The sequence below is a fragment of the Azospirillum griseum genome (assembly GCF_003966125.1).
In the GTDB taxonomy this organism is placed as follows: domain Bacteria; phylum Pseudomonadota; class Alphaproteobacteria; order Azospirillales; family Azospirillaceae; genus Azospirillum; species Azospirillum griseum.
In genome coordinates this window covers 68,507-84,355 of sequence record NZ_RXMA01000010.1, presented here as the reverse complement: position 1 = coordinate 84,355, position 15,849 = coordinate 68,507, and the positions used below count along the sequence as shown (strand labels likewise).

Here is a 15,849-nt window from a genome sequence, read left to right as displayed (position 1 = left end):
CCCATGACCTCTCGTCCAGGCCCCGAGCGTGTCGGTGCCGACCGTCCCGTCACCGAACAGGATGGTGAGTCGACCAGCAGCCCCGCCACCGCCTCCCAGACCGCCCCCCAGACCGCTCCCCAGACCGTCGGCGGCACCAGCGACACCGGCGCGGTGGACCGCATCGTCGAACGGTTTGGCGGCATCCGCCCGATGGCCCACAAGCTGGACATCCCCGTGACCACGGTGCAGGGCTGGAAGAAGCGCGGCGCGATCCCGCTGGCCCGTCACGCTGACCTGCGCGGCGCGGCGACCAAACACGCCATCACCCTGGACGACGCCGACCTCGACGCCGCCACCCCGTCGGAAGAGCGCACCACCAGCGACAGCAGCACCCCCGCCGAGACCGCTGCGGTCCCCGTCACGCCGGAAACCCCGGCCAGCGCCACGGCTGCCGCCAGCGCGGAGGTTGCGCCGACCGACAACGCTCCTTCCGCAACCAAAACGACCACCGCGCCCTTGAGCGAGCCGACGCCCGCCGCCCAGCCGGACAAGATCGTTTCTGAACCGGTTCAAACTATCACCCCGCCCTCGCCCTCCTATCTGGAGGAGCCGCGCGCGGCGGGTGGCTTTGCCAGCGCGCTGTCCATCGTGGCGCTGCTGGTCGGGGCCGCCGCCCTGGCCGAACCCTGGTGGGGGCCGCAGCTGTCCGGCTGGCCCAACGGGGCGAGCGTCCCGGCAGCCTCCGCCCCGGCCAGCGTCGACCCCACCCTGCGCGCCCAGCTTCAGCAATTGGCCGACCGCGTCGGCAAGCTGGAACAGCGCCCGGCCGCCAGCGCCGCCGCCCCGGCGGGCGACAGCGCCGCGTTCGACGCGGCGGTGCGGCAGTTGACCCAACGACTCGACAGCCTGGAAAAGCGCCCCGCCGCGACCGGCGGCGGCGACACCGCGCGTCTGGACGGGCTGGAACAGCGCCTGACCGCGCTGGGGACCGGGACCAAGGCGGCGCAGGATCTGGGCAAGGAGATCGACGCGCTCAAGCAGCAGATCGCCAGCGTCGGCCAGAGCGTCGAAACCCGCCGCGACTCGGGCGTCGCCGCGCAAGCCCTGGTGCTGGCTGCCGGGCAATTGCGCGCCACGCTGGCCGCCGGGCAGCCGTTCCAGCAGGATTTGCAGAGCGTCCGCGCGCTGGGCATCGCCGACGCCGGCGTGACCCAGCCGCTGGACGCCGTCGCCCCCTTCGCCGCCAAGGGCATCCCGACCCAGGCGCAGATCACCGACCGCTTCCGCCCGCTGGCGTCGGAGATCGTCCGCGCCGCCGAACGCGGTGACGGCAGCAACTGGATCGAAAGCGTCACCGGCAAGCTGACCACCCTGGTCACGGTCCGGCGCGAGGGCGGCGGCGTGGTCGGCACCGGGGCCGACGCCGTGGTCGCCCGCGCCGAAGCGGCCCTGAACGAAAACAACCTCGCCAAGGCGGTGGAGGAGCTGACGGCCCTGCAAGGCCCCGGAGGTGCCGCCGCCGCCGCGTGGCTGGCCGAGGCCAAGGCCCGTCTGGCCGCCGATCAGGCCGCCCGCGCCCTGACCCAGCGCGCCATCGCCCTGTTGACCACCGCGTCGGGCGGGAAGGGAGCGACCCAATGATCCGCGCCCTCTGGTTCATCCTGAAGCTCGCCGCCGTCATCGCGGCGGCGGTCTGGCTGGTCGAACGGCCCGGCATGGTCAGCGTCCATTGGCTGGGCTATGTCGTGGAAATGTCCTTCACCGTCGCGCTGCTGCTGGCGTTGGCGGCGATGGGGCTGGCGGCCTTCGGCTACCGTTTCCTCCGCTCCGTCCTGCGGGCACCGGGCAGCATCCGCCGCTACCGCCGTTCCCGCGTGCGCGAGGCGGGCTACCGCGCCCTGACCCAGGGCATGGTCGCGGTGGCGGCGGGCGACGCCGTGACCGCGCGCAAGATGGCCCGCAAGGCCGACGGGCTGCTGAACGAGCCGCCGCTGACCATGCTGCTGTCCGCCCAGGCCGCCCAGTTGCAGGGCGACGACCGCGCCGCGCAGCAGTATTTCACCGCCATGCTCGACCGCCCGGAAACCGCCTTTCTCGGCCTGCGCGGTCTGCTGACCCACGCCATCAAGATCGGCGACCGGGTGGAGGCACTGGAGCTGGCCCGCAAGGCCCGCGCCCTGCAACCCAACACCCCCTGGCTGCTCGGCACCCTCTATGATCTGGAAGCCCGCGCCGGGGATTGGGCGTCGGCGGAAGGCACGCTGCAACAGGCGATCCAGGCGGGCGCGATCCCGACCGAGGATGGCCGCCGCCACCGCGCCGTCCTGCTGCTGGAACGCAGCTTCGAGGCGGAGCGGCGGGGCCGCAGCGACGCCGCCCTGGCCCACGCGCAATCGGCGCACGACCTGTTGCCCGGTTTCGTTCCGGCCGCCGCGCGTCTCGCCCGTCTGCTGGTCGCCGCCGGTCGGCTGAAGCCCGCCGCCAAGGTGGTGGAGCGGACCTGGAAACAGGCCCCGCACCCCGACCTGGCCGAAGCCTACCGCGAGGTGCTGGGCAGCTACGACGCGCTGACCCGCGTCAAGCTGTTCGAAAAGCTGCTGACCCAGGCCCCCAACCACGTCGAATCGCACATCGCGCTCGCCCGCGCCGCGCTCGACGCCAAGCTGTGGGGCGAGGCGCGCGACCATCTGAAGCGCGCCTTGGGCATCGAGCCGTCGCACCGCCTCTACCGCCTGCTCGCCGAGTTGGAGCGGAACGAGCGCCACGACGAAACCGCCGCCCGCGATTGGTTGGCCAAGGCGGCCAACGCCCCCGCCGATCCGGCCTGGACCTGCGGGTCCTGCAACGCCGTCAGCCACGCCTGGGGCGGGCTGTGCGGCCATTGCGGCGCGTTTGACAGCCTGGAATGGAAGGCTCCGACCCTGGCCGTGTCGCTGATGGAACCGGGCCTGCCCCCGGCCACCGCCACGGCGCTGGTGAAGTCCACGGCGGCCTGACGCGCCGTTCACAGCGTCCACCGCCACCAAAGCGACAAAAAAAGGGCCGGTTCCCAACGCGGGGAACCGGCCCTTTTCCGTTTGACGATCAGCGCGCGATCAGCGTGCGATCCATCCGCCCGCGATCAATGGCGGAAATGGCGCATCCCGGTCAGGACCATGGCCAGACCCTTTTCGTCCGCCGCCGCGATCACGTCGGCGTCGCGGATCGAGCCGCCGGGCTGGATCACCGCCGTCACGCCCGCTTCCGCCGCCGCCAGCAGGCCATCGGCAAACGGGAAGAAGGCGTCGGAGGCGACGACCGACCCCTTGGTCAGCGGTTCGGACAGACCGGCGGCCTTGGCCGCTTCCGCCGACTTGATGGCGGCGATGCGGGCCGAATCGACGCGGCTCATCTGCCCCGCGCCGACGCCGACCGTGGCGCCGTTCTTGGCGTAGACAATGGCGTTCGACTTCACATGCTTGGCCACGCGGAAGGCGAAGAGCAGATCGGCCAGTTCCTGTTCGGTCGGCGCGCGCTTGGTCACGACCTTCAGCTCCGCCGGGTTGACGCGGCCCGAGTCGCGGTTCTGCAACAGGAAGCCGCCCGACAGATGCTTGATCATCATCCCGGTGTCGGCGGGGTTCGGCACGTCCTTGGTCAGCAGCACGCGCAGGTTCTTCTTGGTCGCCAGCAGGGCGCGGGCCGCGTCGTCCGCGTCGGGGGCGATCACCACCTCGGCGAACAGCTTGGCGATCTCCTCGGCGGTTTCAGCGTCGAGCGAGCGGTTGACGGCGATGATGCCGCCAAAGGCGCTGACCGGGTCGCACAGCAGGGCCGAGCGGTAGGCGTCGAGCAGATTGGCCCCCTGGGCGACGCCGCAGGGGTTGGCGTGCTTGATGATGGCGACGGCGGGCTGTTCGAACTCGGCCACCAGCTCGAACGCGGCGTCGGTGTCGTTCAGGTTGTTGTAGGACAGCTCCTTGCCCTGAAGCTGCACGGCGGTCGCCACGCCGGGGCGCTGGTCGCCGGTGACGTAGAAGGCGGCCTGCTGGTGGGGGTTCTCGCCATAGCGCAGGGTCTGCGCCAGCGCGCCCGACAGGGTGACGCGCGGCGGGAAGGTTTCGCCCAGCTGACCGGCCAGCCAGGTCGAAATGGCGGCGTCATAGGCGGCGGTGCGGGCGTAGGCGCGCTGGGCCAGCTTGCGACGCAGCCCCAGCGTGACGCAGCCGTCGTGCGCCGCCAGCTCGTCGATCACCGCCTCGTAATCCGAGGGTTCGGTGATGATGGTGACGAAATCATGGTTCTTGGCCGCCGCGCGGATCATCGCCGGGCCGCCGATGTCGATGTTCTCGACGCAGTTGGCGTAATCAGCCCCCTGGGCGACCGTCGCTTCGAACGGGTAGAGGTTGACCACCACCAGATCGATCGGCGGGATGTCGTGCTGGGCCATCGCGTCGGCGTGGATGTCGCGGCGGGCCAGGATGCCGCCGTGAACGCGCGGGTGCAGGGTCTTGACCCGGCCATCCATGATTTCCGGGAAACCGGTGTGGTCGGACACCTCCTTCACCGGCACGCCCGCCTCGGCCAGCCGCTGCGCCGAGCCGCCGGTGGACAGGATTTCCACGCCACGGGCGGCCAACGCCTGCCCCAGCGCGACCAGACCGGTCTTGTCGGACACGGAAATCAGCGCGCGGGTGATGCGAACCTTGTCGGGGGCGGGGGCGTGGTTGGCTTTCGGCGGACTCATGGCGTGTTCCTGATGGTCGTGTGGTGTTGCACGGGCACGACGCGGCCAGAAGACACACAGGATGAACACGGAATAAGAAAAGCACGGATGAGCGTGAAGACAATCATCCGTGTTTATCGGTGTTTATCTGTGGAAAGCCCAACCGGGCCGCAACCCGGTTTGTGTCCACCGATGAACACAGATAAACACAGAGTGAATACCCCGCGTTCGTCCGTGCGTCGATCCTGTTCGTCCGTGCCTCCGTTCCCGTCCGCTGATGCGAAGCGCCTCGGCGATCAGGTCCGGCCACGGCGGATGGCGGGATTTACGCCGCCTTGCGTTCGCGGCGCAAGGCCCATTTGACCGTCACGCCGTCGGGGCCGCTATGCCCGTGCATCACGATCTGGATGGTGCGGCGCGGTTCGTCGCCGGTCCCCAGATAGATGCTTTCGGCCAGTTCCAGCGCCACGCCGGTCGCCCGCAACCGCCACACGTTGCCGCTGGGCAAACGCAGGATCACCTGCGCCCCGCCCTGCACCAGGATCGGTTGCACCGTCGGGTGCAGGTGGAAGCGGATGGCGAAGGGCTGGTCGGTCGCCTGCGCGCCGAGCACCGGTTCCAGCGTGTCCTCGCCGCGCAGATCCTCACCGTTGTCGGCCAGATAGACGCGGCGGCGGTGCAGCAGGCTGAACCCCTTGCTGTAGCCGTTGTGGGTGGCGACGACCAGAACGGCGCTGCCCGATTCCTGCCGCTCGCAGCCGACATGCGCGGGGCGGCGGCCAAGCCCGCCCGCCTCCAGCACCTCCGCCGAATTGGTGTCGGCGACGACGACGGTGGAATGGGCCGCCGATCCGGCCAGCGCCAAGCGCCACGGCCCGCGCTGGGCCGGGTGGCTGCCGCAATTGACGATCAGCCGCTCCTTGTTGACGGACATCTCCATCGACAGGGTTCCGGCGTGGGCCATCCGGTCCAACCCGGCCGAGGGCGGCGCGCCGGTGTCGAGCAGGACCAGGGTGCGCGCGGCGATCAACCGCTCATAGCCGCTGTGGGGGGCGCTGCGCAGGGTGCGGCCACGGACGTCGGCCTGGGCCAGCACGGTGTCCACCAGCGCCGGTTCCTCCTCCCGCCCGCCGTTGAACAGGGCCAGACCGCCGTCGCCGTGGCGGAAGAAGCGCAGGGCCGGAGTCATCCGCTCGATGGCCGGTTGCAGGGATTCCGGGGCCTCGACGCGGGCCACCCGCAGCACCGCGCGGATGTCGATCAGGTCGCGCAGCACCCGCAGATGCGCCGACGGGTTGCGTTCCACATGCCCGCCATCGGGCAGGATCTGGCCCGGCAGGGCGCGGTCGAGCAGCCGCAAGCCGTCCTGCCCCGCCCGCTCCAGACCGGGCAGGCAGAAACCGCCATAGACCAGCCCCTTGATCGCGGCGATCAGTGGCGCGCCGTCCAACCGGGCGGGCAGGACGCGGGCCAGATGGCGGACCTGCCGCCCAAGATGCTCGAACACCCGCGCGCGAAACTCGTCGTCAGCCGACGCGCAGTAGAAATCATGCAGGCCGATCCAGTTGGCGACCCGGGTGCCCAGGGTGTCGGGTGCCCAACCTTGGCTGTTCCAGCCGCCATTGTGTTCCAGCCAGGACCAGACCAGCACCCGCGCCCGCCGCCGCGCCATGTCGCCGCCGACGGCGCGCAGGTCGCGCATCCAGTCGAATCCGTGCAGCGCCTTCAACCAAACCGGGCTGGCCCCCGGCATCCGCCAGGGCGGTTCACCGTTGGGGTCGATGGCCATGGATTGCCCGGCCATGCGCAGCATTCCGGCCAGAAAGGCCGAACCATCGCTGGGGTCGCCGGGCCAGGGATCGGGCGGAACGACGGCCAGCGCCGCCGGTGCCCGTCCGCTCAAGATCAAGGAATAGAGGGGGTTGCCGTAGGCGATCCGCGCGAGTCCGCTGCGGAACCGCCCGCCGCCGCCCGAGGCCCTGCCCGCCCCCTTGCCCGCCCCCTTGCCCATCGCGGCCACCCCTTCAGGACCGCTGACGGCGGAAACGGCCGGCGGGCAGGCGTGTTGCGGTGCGGTGCAGCAAGGACAGGGGCATGACTGTGTCCTATCAAGTCACCGCCGCCGCCGCAAGGCACGGAACCGCCGGGCCGCCATGAATCATGCGCCCAATCATGCGCCGACACGCCGCAGCCGGGACACAAAGAACCCGTCGATGCCGCCCAGATCGGCCAGCATGCCGGGCAGCGAACGCACCTCGCCCAGCGGATTCAGGATCTCGGTCAAACCGCCCAACTCGTGCGGGGTGATGGGGTGGCGTTGCACCCGCGCGTCGCGCGCCAGCAGGCGGGTGATCTGCGCCTCGCCCTCCTCCGGCTGGATGGAGCAGGTGCAGTAGATCAGCGTCCCGCCCGGCTTGGTCAGATCGACCGCGTGGGCCAGCAGCCGCCCTTGCGCCTTGGCCAGCTTGGCGATGTCGTCGGGCGTCTTGACCCGCAGGATGTCGGGGTGGCGGCGCACCGCGCCGGTGGCCGAACAGGGGGCGTCGAGCAGCACCGCGTCGGCGGCCTCCTCCGGCGTCCAGGCCGCCGCGTCGGCGGTGATGACCTCGGCCTCCAGCCGCAGGCGGGCGAGGTTTTCCGTCACCCGCTCCAGCCGCTTGGCCGAGCGGTCGAGCGCGGTGACGCGGGCACCCTGCGCGGCCAGTTGCGCCGTCTTGCCGCCGGGGGCGGCGCACAGATCGAACACGCGCTTGCCGCGCAGATCGCCGAACAGCTTGGCGGGCAGCGCGGCGGCCAGATCCTGAACCCACCACGCGCCCTCGTCAAAGCCCGGCAATTCCGGCACGGAACCGCTGGTCGTCCGCCGCAGCGTGCCGGTGGGCAGCAACGCCGCCTCCAACCGCTCCGCCCAGGGGGCCGGGTCGTTCTTGGCGGTGAAGTCGAGCGGGGCCTCGTGCAGGTGCGCCTCGACAATCCCGCGCGCCCGCGCCGTGCCGTAGGCGGTGCGCCAGGACAGCCACATCCAATCGGGGGTGTTGAGCCGCCCGGCGTCCTGCTGGGCCGCCAGCGTCGCGCCCTCCCGCCCGATCCGGCGCAGCACCGCGTTGATCAGGCCCTTGTAGGGGGCCGCGTTGCGCTGGGCCGCCAGCTCCACCGCCGTGTCCACGGCGGCGTGCGGCGGGGTGTTGAGGAAGACCAGTTGCGCCACCCCCAACCGCAGCATGTCGTGGATCGCCGCCTTGGGCAGCCCCGGCTTGGCGAGGCTGGTCTGGATCAGCTCGTCGATCTGGCCCAGACGGCGCAGCACCGTGGCGACCAGCACACGGACGAAACCACGGTCGCGCGGCTCCAGCCCGGCAAGGTCGGGGTGCGCGTCGAACGCGTCGTCAAAGGGAACGGACTTGCGCAGCACGTCGCGCAGCAGATCAAGCGCGACGCCGCGAGCGGCGAGGGTGGTGTCGGTCATCGCCTGGATCTAGCGCGCTCAGATGCCGGTGTCGATGGGGCTGTTTGGGAATTCGCAGAACGCCGCGCCCATCCCCCCCCTGTGGCGGGAGACGGGCGCGCCGTTCCGGTCAGCGCGCCGTCAATGCACGGTCTTGGCGACCGGCGCGTCGGTGCGGCGGCCCTGTTCGGACACCGCCACGCCGTTGATGGTCAGCACCCCGGCCTCCGCCCCCACCGTGACCGTCTGGCCGTCGCTGACGCAGCCCTCCAGGATCATGGTGGCGAGCGGGTTTTGCAGCTCGCGCTGGATCACCCGCTTCAGCGGCCGCGCGCCATAGACGGGGTCATAGCCCGCCTCGGCCAGCCATTCGGTCGCCGCCGCGTCCACCTCCAGGGTGATGTCGCGGTCGGCCAGCATCTTGACCAGACGCCCCAGCTGGATGGTGACGATGCCGCCCATGTGCCGCCGGTCGAGCCGGTGGAACAGCAGGATCTCGTCGAGCCGGTTGAGGAATTCGGGGCGGAAATGCGCCCGCACCGCCTCCATCACCTCGCCGCGCACGGCGGAGGAATCCTCGCCCTCCGCCTGTTCGGCCAGCGCCTGCGAGCCGAGATTGGAGGTCATGATGATGACGACGTTGCGGAAATCCACCGTCCGCCCCTGCCCATCGGTCAAACGCCCGTCGTCGAGCACCTGAAGCAGCACGTTGAAAACGTCCGGGTGGGCCTTTTCCACCTCGTCGAACAGCACGACCTGATAGGGCCGACGGCGCACCGCCTCGGTCAGCGCCCCGCCCTCCTCATAGCCGACATAGCCCGGGGGCGCGCCGATCATGCGGGCGACGGAGTGTTTCTCCATGTATTCCGACATGTCGAGCCGGACCATGGCGGTTTCGTCGTCGAACAGGAATTCGGCCAGCGCCTTGGTCAGTTCGGTCTTGCCGACGCCGGTGGGGCCGAGGAACAGGAAGGAGCCGATGGGACGGTTGGGATCCTGCAACCCCGCCCGCGACCGGCGGACGGCGTTGGCCACGGCGACGATCGCCTCCTCCTGGCCGATGACCCGGCCGCGCAGGCGGCTTTCCATCGCCAGCAGCTTTTCCCGCTCGCCCGCCAGCATCTTGTCCACCGGCACGCCGGTCCAACGGCTGACCACCCCGGCGATGTCGGTGTCGCGCACCTCCTCGTTCAGCATCCGGTTCGCGGCGTGCGCCTCGGCGGCCTTCAGCGCGCTGTCCAGGCTGGGGATGACGCTGTAGGTCAGCTCGCCCGCCCGGCCCCAGTTGCCCGCGCGCTGGGCGGCGTCCAGTTCGGTCCGCGCCTTTTCCAGATCCTCCTTGATCCGCTGCGCGCCCTGAAGCTGGTCCTTCTCCGCCTGCCATTTGGCGGTCAGTTCGGCCGATTCCTGCTCCAGTTCCGCCAGTTCGCGTTCCAGATTGGCGAAACGGTCCTTGGAGCCTTGATCGGACTCGCGCTTCAGCGCCTCGCGTTCGATCTTCAACTGGATGATGCGGCGGTCGAGTTCGTCGATGTGTTCCGGCTTGGTGTCCACCGCCATGCGCAGGCGGCTCGCCGCCTCGTCGATCAGGTCGATGGCCTTGTCGGGCAGGAAGCGGTCGGTGATGTAGCGGTTGGACAGGGTGGCCGCCGCGACGATGGCCGCGTCGGTCACGCGCACGCCGTGATGGACCTCGTACCGCTCCTTCAGCCCGCGCAGGATGGAGATGGTGTCCTCCACCGTCGGTTCGGGCACGAAGACCGATTGGAAACGGCGGGCCAGTGCGGCGTCCTTTTCGATGTGCTTGCGGTATTCGTCCAGCGTGGTTGCGCCGACGCAATGCAGCTCGCCGCGCGCCAGCGCCGGTTTCAGCATGTTGGAGGCGTCCATCGCCCCATCGGCCTTGCCCGCCCCGACCAGCGTGTGCAGCTCGTCGATGAACACGACGATCTCGCCCGCCGCCGCCTGGATTTCCGACAGCACGGCCTTCAGCCGCTCCTCGAACTCGCCACGGTATTTGGCCCCGGCCACCATCGCGCCGAGGTCGAGCGCCAGCAGCCGCTTGTTCTTCAGCCCCTCCGGCACGTCGCCCTTGACGATGCGCTGGGCCAGCCCTTCGACGATGGCGGTCTTGCCGACGCCGGGTTCGCCGATCAGAACCGGGTTGTTCTTGGTCCGGCGGGCCAGAACCTGGATGGTGCGGCGGATTTCCTCGTCGCGCCCGATCACGGGATCCAGCTTGCCCTCGCGCGCCGATTCGGTCAGGTCGCGGGCGTATTTCTTCAGCGCGTCATAGCCCTGCTCGGCGCTGGCGCTGTCGGCGGTGCGGCCCTTGCGGACCTGGTTGATCGCGGTGTTCAGCCCCTGCGGGGTGACGCCCGCCGCCTTCAGCAGCCGGGCGGACGGGGTGCCGTCGGCCATCGTCAGGGCCAGCAGGATGCGTTCGGCGGTGACGAAGCTGTCCCCGGCCTTTTCCGCGACCTTTTCCGCCTGTTCGAAGACGCGCGACAGCTCGGGCGACAGGAACAGTTGCCCGGCCCCGCTGCCCTCCACCTTCGGCTGCTTGTCCAGCTCCGCGTCCACGGCGGACAGCGCGGCCACGGGATCGCCCCCGGCGGCGCGGATCAGGTTGGCGGCCAGCCCCTCCTTGTCGTCCAGCAGGGTTTTCAGCAGATGTTCCGGCGTCAGCCGCTGATGGCCCCGCCGGGTCGCCAGCGTCTGCGCGGCCTGGACAAAGCCCCGGCTGCGTTCGGTGTATTTCTCGAAATCCATGAGGCGGCCCCCCTTCTTCCGACGACCGTCCGCGCGGCAGCCCGGTCGTTCCGATCCACGAATGTGCGATCCGCAAGGATGCTGCACCAGATGTAGTCATGGCCATCCGCCACGCAAGACCATGGCGCGGGAAAGGGCATCGCCGCAAAGGGGGTGCGGAGAAACGTCGCGGCTCAGAGACAGGGGCCGGAGGGGACGTCAGGCAACCAGCGGCAGCGCGTCGCCGGTGGCGGCAAAGGCGGCGTCGGACAAACGGATCGCCAGCCATCCCGATGGATCATTCTGCGCCAGAGCGGTCAGGCGCTGCGGGTCAGGCGATGGGCCGATGCGGGTCGTCAGGCTGGTCCACAGGCTGGACAGGACCGGATCACCATCCTGCACCTTGTCCGCCAGCCAGTCGGTCAGCTGGTGCGCGTCGGCGGCGTCGCCTAGCCCCGCTTGCAAACGGGCCAGCCGCGTGACCGGGGCGCGGCGGGGAAAATCCTCCATCAAACCCGCCAACGCCGCCGCGTCCGCCGTCGCGCGCGCGGCGTCCAGCCGCAGGCCGTAATCGTTGGGATAGGCACAGGCCAACGCCGCCCAGCGCGCCGCCCGATCCGCCGCCCCGGCTTGGGCGTGGCGGACCTGGATGAGCCGCGCGGCGGCGTGGTCGGGACGGTCGCGCAACAGGTCGGCCAACTCCGCCTCCGCCGCCTCCCGCCACGGGTCGCCCCCCGCTGCGCCATCCGCCGCCATCGACAGGCGGAACGCGGCCCGCGCCGCCCGGCCATCGCCGCGCACCGCCTCCGCATCGAGGTCGCGGGCGTTCCCCACAGACGCGCGCGTCGTCGATCCGTGCCCGGCAAACGGCGGCTCCCCCCGCTTGGCCCGGTTGAGCGCAGCGGTGAGGTTGTTGGCGCTCTCAGTATTCAAACGACGCAGGTCGGGCAACCACCGTTCCGCCTCCGCCAGACGCGACCGGCGGATCAGCAGGGTGATGAAGGCGGTGCGGCTGACATCATTGTCCGGGAAGCGGTCCATCGTCGCCCGGTACAGCGCCTCGGCCTCCGCATCACGGCCCGTCCGCCCCAGAAGCTCCGCCAGCGCGGGGCGGCTAGCTGCATCGTCGGGAAAACGGCGGGTGATGTCCCACATCAGCAATTCAGCCAGATCGTCTCGCCCCAGACCAATCAGTGAAGCGCTCCACAAATTCCAACCAAAGGGGTTGTGCGGTTCCCAGCGCACGGCGATGCGGGCCAGCCGGTACGCCAGGTCGGGCGCGTCAGCCAAAACCCGCGTCCCGATGTTGCAAGCCGTCCGCACCACGTAATGCGACACACCAGTCGCTTCGGCGTAGTGGAGTTGGTCGTCGATCAACCGTTCAATGTCTGGGCGGACGCGTTCAATCGGCTCGTAACCGATGCGCTCGGCAAGACTCTGAACGCGTGCCAAGGGAGGATTGACCGCAAAGCCCCCTCGCGCCCCGCCGCCCTTCGTCTTCGGCAACTCCGCCCGCCACCAGTCGGCGAAGGGTTCGTTGCGCCCCTTCAGCAGCGGCAGGACGTGATCCACCCAGGCCTGCGGCCCACGGGGGTACAGCGCGCGCAAGGCACGCCATTGCCGCCGGAAACGCGCGTGGTCCTGTTCGCCCAACAGCGCCCCCCAACGGGCCAGACCGGACAGGGCGGCGTCCAGCGGTTTGGGATCGCCATCGGCGGGCAATTGCCGCAACCCCAGCAGCCCGATGGACAGATCCACCGGGTTGCGCGCCCGCGCCGCCTCTTCGCACAGGGCGTACCAGCGCGACAGGAACCGGGCGTCGGTCTGGCTGTGGGCCAACACCGTCCAAAAGGCGCCCAGCGCGTCGCGCGCGTCGTTCAACCGCAGCGCGCCAAACCAACCGCGATACAGAAAATAACCCCGCCGCAACCGCTCCGCGCTGTTCCGCAGATCCAGCCGGTGGATCAGATGCAGGGCGTCGGACAGCTCCTGAATGTAGCGTTCCAGGCCATAGGAGAGCCGCCGGTCTGGCTCGTCGTGCCGCCGCCGCTCGATCCAGTCGCCCAGCGTCTGATCCAGTTGGGCGCGCAGCGCGTCCTGTTCGGACAAGGCCCCGAACAGCAGGGCCAGCGCCTCGCGCGGTTCGCCACGGCTGTAGGGAAACGGAACCGCAACGCTACGGATCACCCCATCGAACGCCGCCGCCGGGTCCGCTTCGAAGTCCGCCCACCACGGATGATCCGGGCGCGGGGGAATGGGATCAATCGACGACATGCGCGGGAATGTCCTGTCCGAAATCGTCCCGGTCGCTGTGATACTGCAAACAGGCGAGGTGATCGTTGCGCCGCTGCCGCAGCGACACGGCGGGCAATGGCGCGGTGATCGCACCCAGCCGCGCCGCGTGGCTGACGCGGTAGTCTATACGCTGATGCAGAATTTCCGCAACGTGGCGCTCGCAATTCCCATCGGGTTGCAGATCCATCGCCCGACCGAACGACACGCCTTTCGGCGCGGAAAAAAACCAGTCGTTCAACCCACCATCCAACGCCGTGGGCCGGGCAAAGGCAGCGCCGCCCCGCTTGGCAACCGTCTTCACCACATCCCGAACCGCATAGCGCATCAGCAGAACCGTGATGCTCTGGCCGGAAAAGGGCGCGTAATGCCCCAGGCCCCAGCGGTCGCGCAGGCGGTTGGGCCAATCCAAAGCCGCCAGATCATCCGCCACATCCCCCTCGAACCCGGCGAAGATGGGCCGGTTGTCGCGTTTGCGGTTCCAGACATCGAACAGCTCATCCAGGCTGTCTTGCGCCTCTTCCCGCTCATGCGGGTCCGCTTTGGCCGCGCCCTTCACCACCGCCCACCAACCAACAAGCTGGGCGACGCTGAGGCCCTTCTCCTTCAGCACCCAATCGACCGCCTCGACCCGGACGATGAACTGGTTCTCGTCCAACCGGTTGAGATGGGCCGGTCCGTTGATCGCCTCAAAGGTTTCCGGCACAGCGCGCCCGCTGCGGTTGATCCGCGCGCCAACATAGCCGCTGTGATGCTCCGCCCAATCAGGGGTTACAGACGGGTGCGCGACGTAACCCGCCACACGCTCCGCCGACAAAATTTCCTCAAAGGCAACATTGTCCGCCCGGGCATGGAACGAGGTGACTCCACGGGATCGGTAATCGTTGATGGCGCTGGGCAGATCAATCATGCGGAGCAAAGAGCCGGTGGCGGAAGAAGCGCCGCCAAAATGACACGAGCGAACACCAAAATTCAACCGATAAGGGTGCTTGCTCACCACCCCCAGACCTTCGCCGTGGTTGACAGATCCGACCCCAGCCTGTTCATTGTGCAGTGCAATGAACACCACCGTCGCCGCCATTCGCCGTTACCCCGTGAAGGGGTTGAGCGGCCAGGATCTGCCCGCCGTCGATCTGACCGCCGGGCAGGCCATTCCGCTTGACCGCCGTTATGGGCTGTTGCACGGCCCGGCGGCGTTGGACACGGAGTCCGACGGTTGGCGGTTGCCCTCCGATTTCTTCACGCTGGACCGCACGGAAAAGCTGGCCGCGCTCGACACCCTGTTCGATGAGGACACCCAGTCGCTCATCATCCGGCGGGGCGGGCGGCAGGTGTCGCGCGGGCGGTTGGACCAGCCGATGGGGCGGACGCTGCTGGAGCAGTTTTTCGCCGCCTATCTGGCGGGCATCGTCCCCGGCATGCCGCGTCTGGTCGACGCCAAGGACGGCGGGTCGTTCGGCGACACCGAGGAGCCGTCGCTGCTGCTGCTGAACCGCGCCAGCCTGCGCGATGTGGAGGAGCGGATCGCCAAGCAGCCGATCGACCCGCGCCGGATGCGCGCCAATCTGCTGCTGGATGGGCTGGCCCCCTGGGCCGAACGGGCGTGGATCGGGCGGGAACTGACCGTCGGCGGGGCCACCCTGCGCGTGATCGAGGCGGTGGAGTGCCGCCCGGCCAACAACGTGAATCCGGACAGCGGCGTGGCCGATCTGGCCCTGGGGCCGATCATGGAGCGCGGTTATGGCCACGCCCACATCGCCCTGCGCGCCCGCGTGATCGCCGACGGGCGCATCGCCCTGGGCGACCGGGTGGAGCTGACCGAGGGGAATTGACCGGGGCCTGAACACAGCCTCATTTGCTGGCCACGCTCCACAGCCCGCCTTTACGGCCCACCGTCCGCTACCCCGGCGCAAGCGGGGCGAACCGAAACACGACGGTCGGATGAGGGCCAACGGTTTCCCGGACCCTCACCAGCCGTCAGGCGTTGACCTCAGGCGTTGACCGTGGCGCGCTCTTCGACGCCGTCGGCCTCATCCTCGCCCCCGCCATCCTCATCATCGCCGGGTTGCGCGGCGCTGCTGGAGGGTTGGGCGTGGCCGGACGCCGGTGCGCCGCCGCGTTGGCGGTTTTCCGATTCCTGGATCTGGTTGATGATGCGGAGGTAATGCTCCGCGTGCTGCAGGTAGTTTTCCGCCTGCACCCGGTCGCCCGCCGACATCGCGTCGCGCGCCAGCGCCTGATACTTCTCATGGACCTGCCACGCGTTGCCGCGAATGCGCACGTCCGGCCCGTTGCTGTCGAAGTTCTGATGGCGCAGCGGCACATTCTGACGGCGACCGGCGTTGTTGCCGCCGCCGTTGCCACCACCGCCACCGCCCCCGCCCCCGCCGCCATTGTTGCCACGGCCACGCGAACGCCTGGAGTTCGGTCCCTGTCTCATTCGGCTCTTAAGGCCCCATGCAAGAGAAGCGCATTCCCCGGAACGCGGCAGCGGCCCTTCCGACCTGTTCGGTTCGGCCGCCAAGCCCGCCATGGTCATCCATGGATGGGTCACGGGGATCAAACGACACGGTTCGGGCGGCTGCGCCTGCCTGTTGCGGTGAAACGCCCGGCGTTGCCCCACGCCAGGGCACAAAGGCCCGCACACGCCACAATCTCGGTCGTATCACCGCAC

10 protein-coding genes are annotated in these 15,849 nt (G+C 69.6%); 3 read left to right on the top strand and 7 right to left on the bottom strand.

Annotated features, from left to right (window positions below):
* The first annotated feature begins 3 nt into the window (after positions 1-3).
* Together EJ903_RS12495 and EJ903_RS12490 are read left to right on the top strand one after the other, a co-directional pair.
* Entirely contained in the window at positions 4-1,623 is a 1,620-nt protein-coding gene (locus tag EJ903_RS12495; protein ID WP_126615660.1) for a COG4223 family protein, read from the top strand.
* The gene (locus tag EJ903_RS12490; protein ID WP_126615658.1) at positions 1,620-2,978 is read left to right on the top strand and encodes a heme biosynthesis protein HemY; all 1,359 of its coding nucleotides are present in this window, start codon (positions 1,620-1,622) and stop codon (positions 2,976-2,978) included. Before EJ903_RS12495 ends, EJ903_RS12490 begins: the two co-directional genes overlap by 4 nt.
* A 125-nt stretch (positions 2,979-3,103) precedes the next feature.
* Here the strand turns inward: EJ903_RS12490 and purH are convergent, their stop codons facing one another.
* From purH to EJ903_RS12460, 6 genes are all read right to left on the bottom strand, one after another.
* Positions 3,104-4,708 (bottom strand): bifunctional phosphoribosylaminoimidazolecarboxamide formyltransferase/IMP cyclohydrolase, encoded by a 1,605-nt coding sequence (purH, locus tag EJ903_RS12485; protein ID WP_126615656.1) that lies wholly within the window; start codon positions 4,706-4,708, stop codon positions 3,104-3,106.
* Positions 4,709-5,012: 304 nt separating this feature from the next.
* On the bottom strand, positions 5,013-6,698 hold the full coding sequence (locus EJ903_RS12480; protein WP_126615654.1) for a heparinase II/III family protein: 1,686 nt from the start codon (positions 6,696-6,698) through the stop codon (positions 5,013-5,015).
* Between the two features lie 159 nt (positions 6,699-6,857).
* Complete coding sequence (locus EJ903_RS12475; RefSeq protein WP_126615652.1) at positions 6,858-8,153, bottom strand: RsmB/NOP family class I SAM-dependent RNA methyltransferase; 1,296 nt, start codon at positions 8,151-8,153, stop codon at positions 6,858-6,860.
* 120 nt (positions 8,154-8,273) lie between these two features.
* A complete protein-coding gene (clpB, locus tag EJ903_RS12470; protein WP_126615650.1) occupies positions 8,274-10,904 on the bottom strand; it encodes an ATP-dependent chaperone ClpB in 2,631 nt (876 codons plus the stop codon).
* A 198-nt stretch (positions 10,905-11,102) separates the two neighbouring features.
* Positions 11,103-13,157: a hypothetical protein gene (locus EJ903_RS12465; RefSeq protein ID WP_126615648.1), complete on the bottom strand. Its 2,055-nt coding sequence runs from the start codon at positions 13,155-13,157 to the stop codon at positions 11,103-11,105.
* Positions 13,144-14,085 carry a hypothetical protein gene (locus tag EJ903_RS12460; RefSeq protein WP_126615646.1) on the bottom strand — a complete coding sequence of 314 codons (942 nt, stop codon included), beginning with the start codon at positions 14,083-14,085 and terminating at the stop codon, positions 13,144-13,146. Before EJ903_RS12460 ends, EJ903_RS12465 begins: the two co-directional genes overlap by 14 nt.
* A gap of 148 nt (positions 14,086-14,233) precedes the next feature.
* On the opposite strand from EJ903_RS12460, the gene EJ903_RS12455 reads away from it, so the two are divergent.
* Positions 14,234-15,007, top strand: coding sequence for an MOSC domain-containing protein (locus EJ903_RS12455; protein WP_126615644.1), 774 nt, complete (start codon positions 14,234-14,236; stop codon positions 15,005-15,007).
* Between the two features lie 158 nt (positions 15,008-15,165).
* Here the strand turns inward: EJ903_RS12455 and EJ903_RS12450 are convergent, their stop codons facing one another.
* The gene (locus EJ903_RS12450; RefSeq protein ID WP_126615642.1) at positions 15,166-15,615 is read right to left on the bottom strand and encodes a DUF4167 domain-containing protein; all 450 of its coding nucleotides are present in this window, start codon (positions 15,613-15,615) and stop codon (positions 15,166-15,168) included.
* Between the last annotated feature and the right edge of the window lie 234 nt (positions 15,616-15,849).

Bases quoted from the DNA above. Each gene is read 5' to 3' on its own strand.
- clpB (WP_126615650.1), bottom strand. From the start codon at position 10,904: ATGGATTTCGAGAAATACACCGAACGCAGCCGGGGCTTTGTCCAGGCC.
- EJ903_RS12475 (WP_126615652.1), bottom strand. From the start codon at position 8,153: ATGACCGACACCACCCTCGCCGCTCGCGGCGTCGCGCTTGATCTGCTG.
- EJ903_RS12490 (WP_126615658.1), top strand. From the start codon at position 1,620: ATGATCCGCGCCCTCTGGTTCATCCTGAAGCTCGCCGCCGTCATCGCG.
- EJ903_RS12450 (WP_126615642.1), bottom strand. From the start codon at position 15,615: ATGAGACAGGGACCGAACTCCAGGCGTTCGCGTGGCCGTGGCAACAAT.
- purH (WP_126615656.1), bottom strand. From the start codon at position 4,708: ATGAGTCCGCCGAAAGCCAACCACGCCCCCGCCCCCGACAAGGTTCGC.
- EJ903_RS12460 (WP_126615646.1), bottom strand. From the start codon at position 14,085: ATGATTGATCTGCCCAGCGCCATCAACGATTACCGATCCCGTGGAGTC.
- EJ903_RS12480 (WP_126615654.1), bottom strand. From the start codon at position 6,698: ATGGGCAAGGGGGCGGGCAAGGGGGCGGGCAGGGCCTCGGGCGGCGGC.
- EJ903_RS12455 (WP_126615644.1), top strand. From the start codon at position 14,234: ATGAACACCACCGTCGCCGCCATTCGCCGTTACCCCGTGAAGGGGTTG.
- EJ903_RS12465 (WP_126615648.1), bottom strand. From the start codon at position 13,157: ATGTCGTCGATTGATCCCATTCCCCCGCGCCCGGATCATCCGTGGTGG.
- EJ903_RS12495 (WP_126615660.1), top strand. From the start codon at position 4: ATGACCTCTCGTCCAGGCCCCGAGCGTGTCGGTGCCGACCGTCCCGTC.